At 48.8% G+C, this 15898-nt stretch carries 12 protein-coding genes; 2 read left to right on the top strand and 10 right to left on the bottom strand.

Features of this window, described 5'->3' with window-relative positions; translation table 11 throughout:
* Positions 1-1100, bottom strand: a 1100-nt coding sequence (locus BLR09_RS25590) for an Ig-like domain-containing protein (protein WP_176785636.1), incomplete at its 3' end; no start/stop codon positions are given.
* A 1065-nt stretch (positions 1101-2165) separates the two neighbouring features.
* Between BLR09_RS25590 and BLR09_RS21585 the strand changes: the two genes are divergently transcribed.
* Positions 2166-5396 (top strand): ligand-binding sensor domain-containing protein, encoded by a 3231-nt coding sequence (locus BLR09_RS21585; RefSeq protein ID WP_093207779.1) that lies wholly within the window; start codon positions 2166-2168, stop codon positions 5394-5396.
* A gap of 11 nt (positions 5397-5407) precedes the next feature.
* Here the strand turns inward: BLR09_RS21585 and BLR09_RS21580 are convergent, their stop codons facing one another.
* The 8 genes from BLR09_RS21580 to BLR09_RS21540 form a co-directional block, all read right to left on the bottom strand.
* Entirely contained in the window at positions 5408-6169 is a 762-nt protein-coding gene (locus tag BLR09_RS21580; protein WP_093207778.1) for a response regulator transcription factor, read from the bottom strand.
* 363 nt (positions 6170-6532) lie between these two features.
* A complete protein-coding gene (locus tag BLR09_RS21570; protein WP_143011180.1) occupies positions 6533-7021 on the bottom strand; it encodes a hypothetical protein in 489 nt (162 codons plus the stop codon).
* A 221-nt stretch (positions 7022-7242) separates the two neighbouring features.
* On the bottom strand, positions 7243-7716 hold the full coding sequence (locus BLR09_RS21565) for a hypothetical protein (RefSeq protein ID WP_093207773.1): 474 nt from the start codon (positions 7714-7716) through the stop codon (positions 7243-7245).
* A 266-nt stretch (positions 7717-7982) separates the two neighbouring features.
* Positions 7983-8444, bottom strand: coding sequence for a hypothetical protein (locus BLR09_RS21560; protein WP_093207772.1), 462 nt, complete (start codon positions 8442-8444; stop codon positions 7983-7985).
* A 100-nt stretch (positions 8445-8544) separates the two neighbouring features.
* Entirely contained in the window at positions 8545-8865 is a 321-nt protein-coding gene (locus tag BLR09_RS21555; protein WP_093207770.1) for a hypothetical protein, read from the bottom strand.
* A gap of 681 nt (positions 8866-9546) precedes the next feature.
* Positions 9547-9906 (bottom strand): hypothetical protein, encoded by a 360-nt coding sequence (locus BLR09_RS21550; RefSeq protein ID WP_093207768.1) that lies wholly within the window; start codon positions 9904-9906, stop codon positions 9547-9549.
* 274 nt (positions 9907-10180) lie between these two features.
* Positions 10181-11578 carry an HmuY family protein gene (locus BLR09_RS21545; protein ID WP_093207767.1) on the bottom strand — a complete coding sequence of 466 codons (1398 nt, stop codon included), beginning with the start codon at positions 11576-11578 and terminating at the stop codon, positions 10181-10183.
* Positions 11579-11608: 30 nt separating this feature from the next.
* Positions 11609-13888: a TonB-dependent receptor gene (locus BLR09_RS21540; protein WP_245689986.1), complete on the bottom strand. Its 2280-nt coding sequence runs from the start codon at positions 13886-13888 to the stop codon at positions 11609-11611.
* A 109-nt stretch (positions 13889-13997) separates the two neighbouring features.
* Here BLR09_RS21540 and BLR09_RS21535 point away from each other — a divergent pair, with 109 nt between their 5' ends.
* Complete coding sequence (locus BLR09_RS21535; protein ID WP_245689985.1) at positions 13998-14831, top strand: HpcH/HpaI aldolase family protein; 834 nt, start codon at positions 13998-14000, stop codon at positions 14829-14831.
* An 80-nt stretch (positions 14832-14911) separates the two neighbouring features.
* Here BLR09_RS21535 and BLR09_RS21530 read toward each other — a convergent pair whose 3' ends face one another.
* Entirely contained in the window at positions 14912-15862 is a 951-nt protein-coding gene (locus tag BLR09_RS21530; RefSeq protein ID WP_093207763.1) for a metallophosphoesterase family protein, read from the bottom strand.
* Between the last annotated feature and the right edge of the window lie 36 nt (positions 15863-15898).

Here is a 15898-nt window from a genome sequence, read left to right as displayed (position 1 = left end):
CTATCGGGAATACCGTCGTTGTCGCTGTCTTTGTCGAGGAAATCGGGGATACCGTCTTTGTCGGTGTCGACTGAACCGTTGGTTCCGGCTCCTTCGTCTCCGTTGGTAATGCCGTCACCGTCCGCGTCCGCGTTGAGATCGCAATTCGTGACTACGCGTTGAACGAGTGTCCGCGTCGCAGACGACCGCTGAATAGGCTTCTGGCATTGCGGGCTTACAACAGCTTCGACATAGTAGTCTTTCGCCCCTGTTCCCGCCGGAGGTGAGAACGTGGTGGTATTGGAAGCAACTTTTGTTCCTCCGGACGCCTGATCATACCAGTCATACTGATAGCCGGCAACAGGATTGGAAACCGTAAATGTTGTTCGGGTAAAGCCGGTTGCGCACGCGGAAACGCTGCCATTAATCGTCGTAACGGCAGGCGCCGAAGGGGCCTTCGGAATACGGCGCAGGTCATATATTTTCATGAACGGCGCAGCGGCATTAAAGAGCGACTGTACGTTCGGACCAAAACCGGCAATCGAAGCGATTTCAATCTCGTTAAACTGACCCGAAACAGGCAAAACAAACGCCTTTTTTGCGCCTACTCCGCCAAATTCAATAGCCCATTGACCCAGCTGATTGAAATTTTTAGTAAAGACGACTGTTCCGTTTTGTTTCGCGCGGACTTCAATTGTTTGCAGAATGTTCGCGTTAAACAAATTGCCCTCCGAAGAAATCACGATATAAATATCTCCCTCTTTGGACCCGTCCAGCGAAAGCCGGTAACTATACCGGATCGAGCTGATAATTTGCGTAATAGGGTCAAAAAGTCCGCCGCTCCAGGAAGCTGCCGGTGAAATAAAATCAACAGAAGTAGTCGGATTAAGCAGATCGGATTCCATGTCGTATCCGTTCTGCCGGTTGTTGATACTTCCTTTCGCACCGAAAAAGCTGTTAAAAAATTCGGCAATAAAGCCCGTAAGACCGGAATAGGTTGGCTGCGCTTCCGTATTATGCCCCGTAGGAGGGTCACACGTCTGCCCGGAGGAGGTCAAAGGGAACGTAGACACCAGCAGCAATAGCCAGCATCTGATAGATAAAGTACATAGTTTTTTCATGATCTTTCGCCTTTTGGTTGATAGTCGAAAGGTGCTCCTGCTTATAAAGAAGGCATAAGATCGATTCAGCGGCATCGGCTCGGAAACACCACATTGATTTGCATTCCGGGTACCCGAAATACATGCACATACATTTAAACTAATAGATTTAATCAGCGGTGTATCTACTCGTACTATTTCGTTCGCATTTGAAACAAAAATTCATTTTTACTTTTCCAGTACTCCGTCAACAGACAGGCAACAGACTACCGTTTCATTTTTTGCAAATGAACATTATCTATTACGCAACTATTATTACTTTTCATTAGTATCACATCATCATTAAATTCGTTTCTGTGTTAGCATGGATACCTTTAATTCGTAAGACAAATGTAGAGGCGCCGGAAAGAGGAATCTGTTCTATCTGTTTCTATCTCTTGCCTATTTGTAACATCTTCCTGTCCGTTTAAAGGATCTTTATTTCCGCCATTTTTCAGGTATATACTTCTCTTATTACAATTACAATACATGTACTATACATGCCCGTTTTCCTGCTCCGCCACAAGCAGATCGTATGTATGGCGATCACGCTGCATGCTGCATTCGCCGTCCAGGCAAATACAGCATGCGGTGAATAAAAGGAAGGCTCCTCAGCCGGTGACGGTTTATGAAGCAGCCGACGGCCGGCCGGAAAGCGCCCGTTTGCGGATCCCGGCAGTCTCAGGCCGGATAATGCTACCGGGTACCTTCCTTGCAGCTACCTGCAGGAGTACTGTCGCGCCACCGGCAGAAAATGTATAATGCAGGAAACCGGTCGGGCGACGGATCCAATAACTGCCTGATCATCCGGGATCCGCATCCCACTCCCGGATGATTGTATACGCATAGGTTTTGACGGGTCCGTCGACGGTGAGCTTCATCCGCGCGACAGAACCGACAGAATAAATCCTCTTTCTTATATAAAAATTTCTGATTCATTTGCGCCCACTCACTTGTGAACACATGAAAGCTGCATAGGTCACCCCATCCCCTGCTCCTATTCCGTCAGCAGGGAATCTATGCTTCTGACACTATCTCGCCTGCGCAATGCTCAACTCATTTTCCTGGCCCCGACGGCCGGAGACAGGCCGCTATTTTCGTTCGGTACCTTCTCCTTCCGCCAGAAGTTACCTGATGGTTTTCCTGTTTTTCCGCTGTTGCGTGGGATTGCAGGGGCAAGGGCTCACTTTCAAGCACCTCAGTACCCGGGACGGACTGTCGGACAACGTCGTCTATGCCATCGCGCAGGACACAACGGGATATATGTGGTTTGCTACTTCCCACGGCCTGAATGTGTATGATTCCCGACGCATCAGAAGCTTTATAGGCCGGCCGGGCGATTCGCTCAAGCTGTCCGGCAATTACGTCACGGCCTTGCTCAGCGACTCCCGCGGAACGCTCTGGGTAGGTACTTCCACCGGATTGAACATATTCAACCCGCAGACAGAATCGTTCCGGCCCATCGTCGAATCCAGGAAGAAATACGGCCTTGCGAACGGCCAGATTAATTGTTTTTACGAAGACAGCAAAGGCCGGATCTGGGTTTGCACCGTCGGTGGGCTGAGTCTGCTCACTTCGCAGGCGAACGGAACGTTCCGAAACTACCTGCATTCGGATACTCCGGGAACACCCGGCATCCGAAATGTAATGGCCATCTACGAAGAATCACCGGATGTGTTCTGGATCGGCACAAGGACCGGCCTTTTCCGGATGACGCTCCGCGAAAACGACCCGATTTTTCAGGAATTTCCCCAGCATACGACGCACCCCGGTGGTCTGCATGACACCTTCGTCCTGTCCATTGCCGCCGACAGCCAGAAAAAAATCTGGGTGGGTACCAAAAAGGCAGGCCTTCATCGATGGGACCCGGAAACAAAACAATTCACCCACTTCCCGGCATCACCTATTCCCGGGAAAGGCCCCGCCAGCAACGAAGTCCGGAAACTTCTTCCCGCCAGAGACGGATCTCTTTGGATAGGCACCTTCGATGGCATCAGCATTCTGAATCCCGCGACCCTGCAGTTCACGACGTTCCGGAATGATCCTTCCAACCCTTCTTCTCTGACAAACAACTCGATCTATTCGATTTTCCAGGATCGGGCCGGGTCACTCTGGATCGGCACTTATCACAAAGGGATAAACATCGTCCATGATCCGAATCCTGCCTTTCATCGCATAGAAGCCAGTCCAAACGGACTTAGCGACGAGGTGGTCAGCGCGGTACTCGAAGACTCCCGGCAGAATCTCTGGATCGGCACACAGGGGCGCGGGCTTAACCAGTATAACCGCCGCACCGGCTCGTACCGGCATTTCAGGGCATCCGGCTTGCCTGATGGCCTGGCTTCCGATCATATCCAGGGCTTAACGGAAGACGCATCCGGAATAATCTGGATTTCTACTTATGAAGGAGGGCTCACCCGTCTCGACCCGGAAAGCGGGAAAATGAGAACATACCGGCATCGCCCCGGCGATCCGAATTCGATTTGCTCAGATATGGTTTTCCAGTCGGCGCAAGATCACAAGGGCCGGATCTGGATCGGATCGAACACGTCCGGACTTAGTGTCCTGGATCCGGCTACGGGAAAATTCTTTCAGGCGAACCAGCATTCGTCCCGGTTCAGACTTGATGACCTGCACATTCGCAGTCTTATGGTAGACAAAAAAGGGAATATCTGGATCGGCACGACGAAGAGTGTAGACGTTTTTACGGAACAGGGAAGAAGAATATTCCGGATTCCCCTCCCCATCGTCCGAACCATTTACGAAGATTCCCGAAACAGAGTCTGGCTGGGTACCTATCACAATGGCCTGCATATGTATCAGCCCGGAAAGATGACTATCCGATCCTATTCCCGTCGCGACGGGTTCGCCGGCGACAACATCATGGGAATACTCGAAGATAAAAAAGGGCAATTATGGCTGAGTACGGGCAACGGCCTCAGCTCCCTGGATCCGCAGTCACAAACGATCAGAAACTACAATACGGTCGACGGCCTTGCCAGCAACGAGTTTAAACCAAACGCAGCCTTTGCGTCTCCCGTCGGCGATTTTTTCTGGGGGACAGACGAAGGGGTTGTCTTTTTTAATCCGGAGAATGTACACCTGAACACGCATGCTCCGCGGGCTGTTCTGACAGACCTGAAACTGTTCAATATGCCTGTTCGTCCGCATGACGAATCCGGATTACTGGACAGGCCTCTGGACCTGATGCCGGATCTTACTTTTAATCACCTTCAGAGCATTTTCACCATCGATTTCGCCGGGCTTACGTACATCAAGCAGGGAAAAAACAAATATGCCTATCAACTGGAAGGCCTGGAAAGTCGCTGGAACCTCGTCTCCGTTCCGTCCGCTACCTACACCAATCTGAAGCCCGGCAACTATACTTTCCGGGTGAAAGTAGCCAACAACGACGGCGTCTGGGGCAAACCCCGCAGTCTACGCATCACCGTGCTGCCACCCTGGTGGAAAACCTGGTGGGCATATACCTTTTATGCAGTTTTGCTGGGGGGTATTGTGTTTTTGATCGGTCGTTTTTTCTGGCTGCGGACGGTCCTCCGGTACGAGCAGGCCCTGTACCAGGCCAAACTGGATTTCTTCACCAACATCGCGCACGAAGTCCGGACGCATATCATGCTCATTCTCGGTCCGGTGGATATGCTCCTTACCCGGGACTATGACGAACGCAAAGTGCGATCGCGCCTTACTTCGGTCAAAGCCAACGGCGACCGCTTGCTGCGGCTGGTAAACGAACTCCTCGACTTCCGGAAAGCGGAGGTCAGCTCCCATTTCTTCCACCTGCGCGAAAACGAGCTGGTATCCTTTCTGAAAAGCATTTTCCAGTCGTTTTCCCACCTGTCGGAAGCACGGAAAATAACAGCTGAATTCACGACAGATAGCCAGGAGATTTTCGTTCCGTTCGACCCCGAACAACTCGAAAAAGTCATTTTCAACCTGTTGTTCAACGCCTATAAATTTACGCCGGAAGGAGGCACCATCGGGCTGAGCGTCGCCCGGGAGGAAGAGCAGGTCAGTATCCGGGTTTCTGACAATGGGCCGGGCATAGCGCCCGAACACCTGAAAAACCTGTTCGTTAATTTCTTCCAGGTAAATGAACTGGGGAAAAAGAACGCCGGCTTCGGTATCGGTCTAGCACTTTCGAAAAAAATCGTTGACCAGCACGGCGGCACGCTGACGGTGAAAAGCACACCGGCTGCCAACGGCCAGCCCGGCGGAACGGTCTTCACAGTACGCCTCCGGACAACGCCCCGTTCCTGACGGAAAGCAGCCTATTGATTTTGGACAAACTGAGTCGGCGTAAAGCCAAACTGCCTGTGGAAGGATTTGGAGAAATGGGCGGGCGATTTAAATCCGGTCATAAACGCCACTTCATATACTTTGTAAGAGCCTTCCGATAACAATTCGGCCGATTTCCGGAGCCGGACGAGGTTGACAAAATCCCCGGGCGTCATGTCGGTCAGGGCTTTGATTTTCCGGTGAAGGGTCATCCGGCTCATGTTTACTTCGCCGGCGACCGCGCTCAGGTCCATTTCCACCTCGTCCATGTTGGTCAGGATGAAGCCGGATACTTTTTCCAGGAAAAGCTGATCCGCTTTGGTGTAGGAAATCGTCTCCATGTGGACGAGCGGATTTCCGGCGAAGTAGCTTCTCAACTGCCTTCTGTTACTCAGCAAATTGCTGATTTGCGCCCGCAGGTAATCCGGGAAAACCGGCTTTTCGATGTAGGCATCTGCACCGGTTTCCAGCCCTTCGATTTTGGATTCGATGGTGTCTTTTGCCGTCAGAAGTATAACCGGCACATGGCAGATCGCCTTGTCCGTCTTGATACGCCGGCATAGTTCCAGCCCATCCATAACCGGCATCATGATATCGCTTACTACGAGGTGTATCGCTTCGTTGCGGAGCCGCTCTATTGCCTCTTCTCCGTGTGTGGCCACAAAAAGCTCGTAATCCTCGCCAAGTATGTCAGTCAGGTAGGCAATGATCTCTTCATTGTCGTCTACCAGAAGAATGTTGGGGATCTCTGCCATAGAGGTGGTTTGCGTATGGCTGGTAGTCAGTCTATCTGTGGCAACGGTATACAGGGTCTATCGCTTTACCCTATCCGATGGCCGGAATCGCAAATTCGGTCCGGGCTATACTCCGGACAACCGCCTTTTTATATCATTTGTTTTCAGACCTGGAAAAACACGCCAGTGCTGCTGCTCTCGGGAGCGCCATTTTCCTTCCGACCTGCATACTCCAATGTATCCGCTTCAAGAAGGCCAAATTCGCAGGATCATACTAACAGCAAACGAAAAATTTTCACGATTCGGGTCTGGAGCAACAGCTTACCTGCCGATTGCAGTCAGGGTCCCGGAGCGAACCGATCGATGAAGAAGCAGAAACGGCATCTAATCCGGGGGGTATTCAGAAGGAGCGACTATGTGACTAAACAAAGGACCCGGCGCATGGCTATCGAAATAATATTCATCCTTCGATGCATTATCCATTTGACAGACATAGTAATCAAAGCCAAAGGCCATTTTATACTGCTCCATCCATCTTTTCAAATAATCAAAATTCTTTATATCAGTATCAAATGCTATATCTTTAATATCAAAGAAAAAGAGTAATTCTATATCATAATTTGCTCTTGCGAAGTTAATAAACACGCTCCTCACCTCCCTATCTATAATCAAAATATTACCAGAGCAAAATGCTAAATCAACATTATCATTTAACCGGATCGCCTTGATAAGCTCGTCAAACGATGAAACACTCAGATCCTCCGGATAGTTAAATCTAACCTCCTGACTATTAGCTATCAGCTCTATCAAAAAGTCGAATTTGACAGATAGGATGCTTCCTCTGAAAATCGCATCAATTAGCATTGATGACATAACAATCAACGTTTATTCAGTTTCTAAAAATTGTCAAGTAACGATCCCGACCGAAATCACAATTCCTCTTTCCAGGCAATTTCATTTTAAAAATTCGATTTTTTTATCTCTTTGAAATAAAATGAGTGTCTCTTGAGATATTTTATTTCGTTGAAATACCTTAGGCTAGACAATTCCATATTTTTAGCGAACGTCATTTCATTATGAGGAATCGGCTTGTTCTAACCAAAACCAAATCCGTCCAAATCCAAATCGCCAATATTTTTAGAGACTATCAACTCCGACTCGAAAGTATTTGCAAATCCTTCGTTCAAATTTCCAAACAAATTTGCCCCTCTAACAAAAACATTTTCAACAATTTCAACTCTTGAAGCAAATTGACAATCAAAAAAATTAACAAACCCAGTAAAGACATTCTGATACAGCAAAATTGGCTTCTTATTATGCCCACCCATTTGATAATCAATATATCCATTTATAATGCAATTTTTCAATGTAATACCTTCATTAAACCAACAGGAATGAATTTTTAATTCATTGATAATGCAGCGCTCCATTTTTATGGGAACGTCAATGTCGAATACCCCGATAAGCTCCACCTGATCTATCACACAATCAGCAAAATGACATACACCATTCAAAGCCTTCAAGTCATTCAGGCTCAGAGATTTCAAATAATATTTTTCAACCATCATGTCATTTTAAAAATTAGCAAGTATCTCCTTTGCTTCTTTCAAGACTCACCTGAAACTGCATCAACGACCTCCTCTTACTGCGCGCCATAAGCCTTTCCCTAAACGTTGTAAAACAGATACTCATCAGCTATCATTAACCCGCCGGTGTCAGCGTCAAGTCAAACGATAGCACGGATTTGGGAGATGGAGAATATTGCGCAAACAAGAATATAAAAAATGAATATCTCCCATAAATGGAAATTAATTACGCTACAATCTTCAATTAACTATCCATTAATACTTCTCTTCTTTTTTCTCATTTTATTAAATCGATAAAACACTAATCTTCTTCCGGTATTATACTCAAGCGAATACAAGTATTTCACTTTCTTATCATTCACTATGGAGTAGCATTTGTTATACCCAAATAGAGACTTAAAATCCAGGCTCAAATTCCAGCATGCATTCTCTCCGTTGGCTTCCATTATTGTATTTTCAAATACGAAACTATAGCTGTCAATATCAATCCTGAAGGTTCTTTTTTTTAGTTGTAGCGAATCTGGAAAAAAAAATGAATTATTCTTAATATCAAAGTTATATCTACTACCAGTCTGAGATACAAAAATTGCCATTTTCGTATAAAGCATTTTTCTATTCTCTTTACTAAAATCTATTCTAATCCACACTCCCTGGGCGTTCAGCTTACCAGCAAAAGCCAATAAAATCCATAAAAGCAAGATCGACCTCATTTGTTCTTAATATTAATGAACACAAATTAAATTAATTCAACAATCAATATTTTCACGGTTTTGACGTATAAACAAATAAACAAGACAATCATGCGATAAATTAAAAGTCGAAAGCACAAAACGCTGACGAACCAAAAGGCGATTCTACCAACTCCATTTCGTCAGCCCAGAAAGCTATATTAATATTCTCTACGAAATTCAAATACATATATCCCTTACCTTCCATTTTATCTATGAGTCGTCCGTCCACTTGCTTACGGCCTCTGTAAATCATGTTAATCGATAGCTCTTCTAACACCGTAGCGGCTATATCGAGCTGATCTATGCGTACACCACCAAAGACCAATACCACTTTCTCTTCGTTTTTAATTTTTCTAAAAAGAATTTCTACTCTTTCTTCAGCCAAGGTTAGTCTCTCCACTGTGTATTCATTGTAAAATCAAAAAACAAACCTTCATACTCAAGCTGCGACAAGTCTAAAAACAAAGGAATTAATTCTATTTTTATGGCCTCATCTGGTCATGTTTTCAAGGTTTTATCCCGATACAATTTTTCAGAATAAAAACAGAGTTAACAATATTTTATCCGAAATCTTTCATATTTTATTTTACTTTATTAAGAAAATTTACACCCTAAAAATCATTGCTTGGTTTATCAGTCATTTCATTAAAAGTGAAGTATTTTATTCAAGATTTTCGATCGTTCTTTTACCAAAAAAGGCATTATCTTCTTTTTGTCCTTCGATCTCAATTTAGCCATCTGATATACGTCATACAATTAAAGATTCAGTTCATCCGTCAAGCGAAACGTTCACAACTTCATAAGATAAGTATTCTGATTTTTTTCTTTCTCTGTATATATTTTAAGCGTCGATAGCATTTGCATGACTAACAAAATAAGTATTATTATATTTTTCTAGTAATATAGCATTAATTATACTCGCTTAAAACCCAATCTGTGCAATCATTTTTTAATCGATTATCATCGATATATTATTTCTAGCTCAGGCCTGCTCGATACTGTAGAATTGAACAAATAAAGTAGTCGATAAAAGTACTTACTTAGTCAAAATATGTCGCAACAAGAAAATTTTATTACTCTACTATTCCACAGGAATTAGTATTTTCTTTAATTCAATTTCGTATCTAGTATTCGAGGTATCTGCCACTAACAGATAAGCTGTATCTCCCTCTATATAGCAATCTTTCAGATAATTATATTTCTCAAAACTATCTATAATTTCTTCGTAGTCACGCGTGTATTTTCTTGCCTGAATATATGACTGACTTGAAGCGTTAGAAGGCAAATAGCATATACGCAATCGATATTGCTTATTGGAAACAGGCAGATCTTGAAGAATAATCAATTGAATATCAAAAAGACGAAAATTTCCAATTTCATAAACTAAAATCAAAGAAAAAAAAATAACTATTATGGCTACTATTACCTTTCTTCTTTTCATATCATTCGAGACATTTTCCTTTCGAGAGAACCATCACCATGCGATAAGAGCATTGTTCCCTCCATTTTTTGCTCCATTGAAAAAGTGACTTCTGGCTAACTTCATCTGCCAGCCTCGTCCCTCTCTGCTATTTTTCCCGCAGTACGAGACCTCTATAAATATATCACTTACCGGAAAAACTCTTGAATTTAGGAAAAATAGTTCCAGATATTCTGAGTGGAACGTAAAAACGCCGGGCAGTCTCCCGCCCGGCGCTCTATTTTCTACTGTTCAATCAATTACCTTTTTTTACCAATTTGTATTCAATATTCGGATAGCCGCGCTCGCCGCCGTCGGACGAGATGTAGTTAACAAACTTGAGCTTGTACACATTACCTGCTGCATCTTTTACGACATAGAAGCGATCGGTTTTGACGCCGGCTGTACTTCCCGGAGCTGCGGAGGCACGCCAGTTTCCACCGATGACGTTACGATCTGCCGCGAAGGTTGTCGTCGCGATATTAGCTTCTCCGTATGCATCATACGTGACCGTCTTGGTCTCGACCTGCGCCGCCTGTACGCCTGCCAGGTTGTTGATGACCACATAGTCCGAGTAGGGATACGGAACGAACGTCGTGGCATCCATCTGTGCCTTGTACGTATTCAGGCCCCATTGTATATCCCAGTTGTTCTTCGTCGGCTCTACGGAAACCGCCTTACCCTGCGTGAGGGAAACATAATTGAAGTCATAATTCGCGTCTTTCGTCACGTCCAGCGTCCTGAAGGTCGTTTCCGTGATCCGGGCATACTGAAGGGTATAGCCGGTTCCTTTCCGGACGACGCGGATTTTATACCACGGTTTCTGTGCTGTCCCTGCTTTGCCGGGATTGAGGATGTAGACCGGGTTTTCGCCGTCGGTTGCGGAAATGGCTTTGATAGCCGTTTTCGTCAGGTCGCCGTCCACGTCATCGACAATATCAAACGTACCTGCACCCTGACCGAGTACCAGTACGCTGGCGAGCGCTGTGGTATCTGCCGCGGTTACCTCCGTCAGATCGGTTTTGGTGAGTGCTTTTACCGTGGCGCCGGTGGTACCGTTGATCACTACCCGGAAGTCGGATCCGGCATAAAAACCAAGGTCCCAGCTGGCGCGTGCTACGGCCGTCTGGGTATTGCTGCTGAAGTCGACAAATACCGAGTTCACCGCGCTCGCTCCGCCTTCTCCGCCGTTGATTTTCAGGGAAGTACCGGTTGACACGATGGACGAGAAGCTCAGCTTCGTCTGAACCGTCGTGCCGATCACGACCGGCGAGGCCGCCGAACTGATTTTGAAGGTCAGGTTCTCCGTTCCGTTCAGAAAGATGTTGTCTTTTTTTGTCACCTTGAACGAAGCCGTATTGCTGTTTGCCGGGATGGTTACGGTCAGTTGCCCGGACGTTGCCGCCGGCGTCGTGGTATACTGTGTGCCATAAGCCACGCCGGTTTCCTGGATGGCTACGGTGACGTTCGTCGCCGCGGTCACCGCACGAACCAGCGTCAGCTTGATTTCAGCTTCGGTTTTGTCCGAAGCCAAGCCCGACTCCCCTGCTTCGAACTGCACGGTATTATCCGGCAGTGGGGGATCATCATCCTTGCAGGAAGGAACAACAAACAGGACAGCGAGGGTCAGAAAAAGGGAGAATATCCGATTCATAATCAGCAATTTGGATGGTTATACAAGATGTTAGTGGGTCGACCAGCTCCAGGTCAGGCCCAGGAAATAGGAACGTCCGTAGCTCATCGGCACCGGGCCGCCGGTACTGTGCGCGCTGCCGGTCGAAACGGCCGTATTTGTCAGGCTCGTTACGTCAAACAAATTCCGCGCGCCTCCATTGAGCGTCAGCCCCTTGAACAGCGGCTGGCTGGCGGTGATATCCGCGGTGTGAAAGCCCTGGGTTTTGCCGGGCGTCACCATGGTTTCACCACTTGCGTTCGTCGTGGTTTGGTACGAGGTCCTGGGCCCGGTGTATTTATAGAACAGGTTGACGCGGGTCTGGAAAGAGAAGGTATAGAGCAGGTTCAGGTTGACTTCCGGCGACCAGACAAACTGCGGCAGTTCGTTGCGCGTGGCCGACAGCTGGTTGAAGCGCCCGATGTACGAATAGCCGACGTTGACCTGAAGGTTTTTCCGGTTGAATACCTGGTTGAACGTCACACCGGTGGTTTTGAAGCGGTCGACGTTGATCATGACCGTCACCTGCGGATCGGCGGCATCGTTTCCATAACCGATGAGGTTGTGGAAATCGTTGTAAAAACCGCCCAGCGTCGATGTCACCACAAAATCCTTCCGCATCACCGGCTGCCAGGCCAGTGAGCCGTTGAAACTGTTGGAGTATTCCGCTTTCAGGTCGGGATTACCCCTGATGGAGTGACTGGCGTCGAAAAAGGTAAAATACAGTTCCCGCAACGCCGGAGAGCGGAAGCCGCGCGCATAGGCCAGGCGGAGGTCAAGCGTCTTCGTCAGCCCGAAACGGGTATTCAGACTGGGGATAACCGGCGGCGCGGCATACACCGAATTTTTGATGAAGCGTAATCCCGGACGGATGGTGATGGCCTCCGTGGGTTTGATTTCGGAAGACACGTAAAAAGCGGCATCCACAATCACCGGCCTGCCTTCGATCCGGGCGCCGCTCGCGGCATCGCGGTTGATTTCAAGGCCGGGCTGAAACGACACCTTCGGAGAAGCCCGGTACCGGCCGGTAAGCCGCAGCATGGCATTGTCAAAACCGGAAACATCCTGCTCTCCTGTACCGGTAGACAGTGTCCGCTGCCCGGTTGTCAGGTTGAGGATGGTCGTCTGCGTCCGCCGGCTGTAGTCGGTATAGGCGAGTACGCCGTTGGCGCTGAAGCCGTCGCTGACCTTCCAGGAACTCTGCAACTGGTGCATGTACCGCCGGGTGATGAAATTCTGGTCGCGCGCGTCACGTGTATTTTCATTTACCGCACCCAGCGCGAGGATTTTCTCCTGCAAGGCGTCGAGCCGGTAGGAAACGGAGAACGTTTCCTTCGTGAAACCTGCTACGCCGTTTCCAAGCCACTGGTCTTTCTGGTGCCAGTCTTTCGTACGCGTCAACGACGTCCCCTGCCAGCCGCCAAACTGATTCCGGCTGCCACCGACAGACGCGTGCCAGTTGTTGCGCCGACCGCTCAGCTGCAGGCTTGCCAGGTGAGAACCTTTTCCGGAAAAAGCGGCATACTCCTTCCCTGCTGTCTCTTCCTGTATGCGGGCGAGTGCCGAAAGCGATTCCTTACCGGGCTTTTTGGTGATGATGTTGATCACGCCCGCAAGCGCATCGGAGCCATAGGAGACCGACATCGGCCCTTCGACAATCTCGATGCGTTCGACGCTGTTGATGTCGATCTGATTGAGGCTTTCACGCTGGTCGCCGCGGTCGAGCATCGGCACGCCGTCGAGCAGAATTTTCACGTTTCGCCCCGACATACCCATGAGCTGAATATCAGACGTCCCGAGGGCCGGATCGTTCGAAAACCGGATGCCGAGCTCTGTATTCAGTACTCCTGTCAATGTCATGGCCGCCCGCGCCTGGAGGCGTTCCGGCCCGATGGTACGGACCTGGTAGACCGACTGGCGAAGGGATTGGGGTTCGTATTGACCGGTCACAACAACTTCCTGCAACGCATTCTGCGCTTCCGGAACGCGGATATCCAGGATGGTTTCTTCTCCGCTATGCACCTGCACCGGTACGCGCAGCCGTGCCATTCCGACGTGAGATACTTCGATTTCCTGGTTGCCTGCCGGTACGTCATTCAGCCGGTACCTGCCGTTTTTAGCTGTTTTCGTGCCTTTCCGCGTTCCCTTCACCCAAACCGAAGCCTGTTCCAATACCTCTCCCGCGGATGTATGGACGACGCCCCTGACCGTGCCCGTCTGGGCAAAAACGCCCGTCAAAGCTGTCAGCGCCATCGTCACCCCCAACCCCAGTACACGTCGTGCTCGTCTCATTTATGTTTATTTAGACTTAATCTAAATGCAAATATACAAGCATGACGAAACCGGCAAGAAGGAAGTGAAAAAAAATCGGGAAGCCGGCGGTATAGCCTGAACGGAGCGAATGCCCGTACTATCCGAAAAAGGAAAGATGACTCTCGTGGAAAAGCTCCGGGCGGGGCAAAACGTTTACGGAACCAGCATGACCGCCAGCGGTCCCCACTGGCCTGCCGCCGCGGCAAAAGCAGGCCTTGATTTTGTTTTTCTGGACACCGAGCACATTCCGCAAAACCGGGAACAACTCTCGCTGATGTGTCAGCTGTACAAAGGCCTGGGTATAGCGCCGATTGTACGGATTCCGAGTCCGGACCCATATCTGGCCTGTCAGGCGATCGATGCCGGAGCGGCCGGGGTAGTCGCTCCGTATCTGGAATCAGTCGGGCAAGTGCAAACGCTTGTGGGTGCTACCAAATACCGCCCGCTCAAAGGCGAAAAACTGGACGCCTATCTTTCCGGAAAGGAAGAAATGCCGGAAGAGCTGCGGGCCTACATCACGCGTTTCAACGCCAATACCTTATGTATCGCGAACATTGAAAGCGTACCTGCGCTGGAGCGGTTGGATGAGCTGCTGTCTGTTCCCGGCGTCGACGGCGTCTTCATCGGACCGCACGACCTTTCCGTCAGCCTTGGCGTACCCGAGCAGTATGATCATCCGGTTTTTGAAGAAGCCGTCATCTCCATTATCCGCCAAACCCGCGCGAAGGGACTTGCGATCGGTATTCACTTTTCGCTGGAACCCGAGCGGCAGATCCGCTGGGTCCGGGAAGGTGCAAACATCATTGTCCACAGCTTCGACATCGCCCTCTTTGCGCAGCGGCTGCGGCAGGACATGGACATTATCCGGCAGGGAGCCGGCGACGCGGCAGCAGAAACGGACAACGCCGCGATGATTATCTGAAACAGACCTGAAACGCGAATCGCCCGTAGAAAGGACCCGTCAGGGGGCTTTTCTACGGGCGATTTTCCATACCGGAAATATCAGCGAAAGCGCAGCGTCCGCGGACGGATTTCCGGCACGTCATATGCCTGGTTTTTCTGGGGATATCCTACTTCTTTCGGAGACGGCCCGACCCAAACAGACTTCTTTCCTGCGATCGTAATCGTTCCTTTGGGAGAAATTTCGATAACGGTAAACAGCGGATCCCGGTATGGCGCGGTATACTTGATCCATTTGAAATTTTTATCGACTTCGTCGCTGTACCGGACATGGCCGTACTCCTCTCCCAGCCATTTGTAAGACATGGAGTTGATGCACACGTACCAGATGTCATTGATTTTCTCGGCGCGGTCGTAATGAATGTGTCCGTAGAAATTGGCGATGACTTTGTTTTTCCGGGCGGTGGCGTTGTGGGCTTCCAGTATGCTTCTCAGTTCTTCCGAATTGTCGATTCCATCCGGTCCGAGTCCCTGGTGAGAGAAGATCACAATCGGTCCTTTGGCTTTGGAAAGTTCTGTTTTCAACCAGGCAATCTGCGCCGGATTGATATGCTCCTGGTATCCTTTCACGTCCGGCGTCTTCTTTTCGTTTCCATCCAGAACAATGAAATAAAAGCCGTTTTTTTCGAAGGAATAATAAGCCGAAGCCATATTCCGCCGCGCCAGCGCCTGCTGCAACGATGTCCCCCCGTCCATCTCGTGATTACCGATGACGTGGTATTTCTCTCCGGGATACGCGTCCCAGACCTCAAAACCGTAGCTGTATTTCGGAGCAGCCGTATTGAAATCACCCAGTTCGATGATGAAATCCGGTCTGGCTGTTTTCATGCTGTCCATGAACGATTGCAGCCGGCTTTGCCCGTCGTGCATGGTGGCAATATGGAGATCGGTAAACAATCCGAATCGTACCTTTTTCTGGGCCAGAGCCGGGGAAAGATACAGGCCGGTAAGCAGCGTGGCGATCAATATGCTGCGGACGCGCGAAAAATTCATAGGAGTCGATGTTTGCCGCAGGGATTCAGACAGCCT

It is taken from the genome of Siphonobacter aquaeclarae, from assembly GCF_900103285.1.
Classification (GTDB): Bacteria; Bacteroidota; Bacteroidia; order Cytophagales; family Spirosomataceae; genus Siphonobacter; species Siphonobacter aquaeclarae.
The sequence above is the reverse complement of the archived record's forward strand: the minus strand, read 5'-3'. Positions and strand labels throughout refer to the sequence as shown.

What these genes read in the sequence shown, in the direction of transcription:
- BLR09_RS21585 (WP_093207779.1), top strand. Translation starts at nt 2,166, where the DNA reads ATGCTCAACTCATTTTCCTGGCCCCGACGGCCGGAGACAGGCCGCTAT.
- BLR09_RS21580 (WP_093207778.1), bottom strand. Translation starts at nt 6,169, where the DNA reads ATGGCAGAGATCCCCAACATTCTTCTGGTAGACGACAATGAAGAGATC.
- BLR09_RS21570 (WP_143011180.1), bottom strand. Translation starts at nt 7,021, where the DNA reads ATGTCATCAATGCTAATTGATGCGATTTTCAGAGGAAGCATCCTATCT.
- BLR09_RS21565 (WP_093207773.1), bottom strand. Translation starts at nt 7,716, where the DNA reads ATGATGGTTGAAAAATATTATTTGAAATCTCTGAGCCTGAATGACTTG.
- BLR09_RS21560 (WP_093207772.1), bottom strand. Translation starts at nt 8,444, where the DNA reads ATGAGGTCGATCTTGCTTTTATGGATTTTATTGGCTTTTGCTGGTAAG.
- BLR09_RS21550 (WP_093207768.1), bottom strand. Translation starts at nt 9,906, where the DNA reads ATGAAAAGAAGAAAGGTAATAGTAGCCATAATAGTTATTTTTTTTTCT.
- BLR09_RS21545 (WP_093207767.1), bottom strand. Translation starts at nt 11,578, where the DNA reads ATGAATCGGATATTCTCCCTTTTTCTGACCCTCGCTGTCCTGTTTGTT.
- BLR09_RS21540 (WP_245689986.1), bottom strand. Translation starts at nt 13,888, where the DNA reads ATGAGACGAGCACGACGTGTACTGGGGTTGGGGGTGACGATGGCGCTG.
- BLR09_RS21535 (WP_245689985.1), top strand. Translation starts at nt 13,998, where the DNA reads ATGCCCGTACTATCCGAAAAAGGAAAGATGACTCTCGTGGAAAAGCTC.
- BLR09_RS21530 (WP_093207763.1), bottom strand. Translation starts at nt 15,862, where the DNA reads ATGAATTTTTCGCGCGTCCGCAGCATATTGATCGCCACGCTGCTTACC.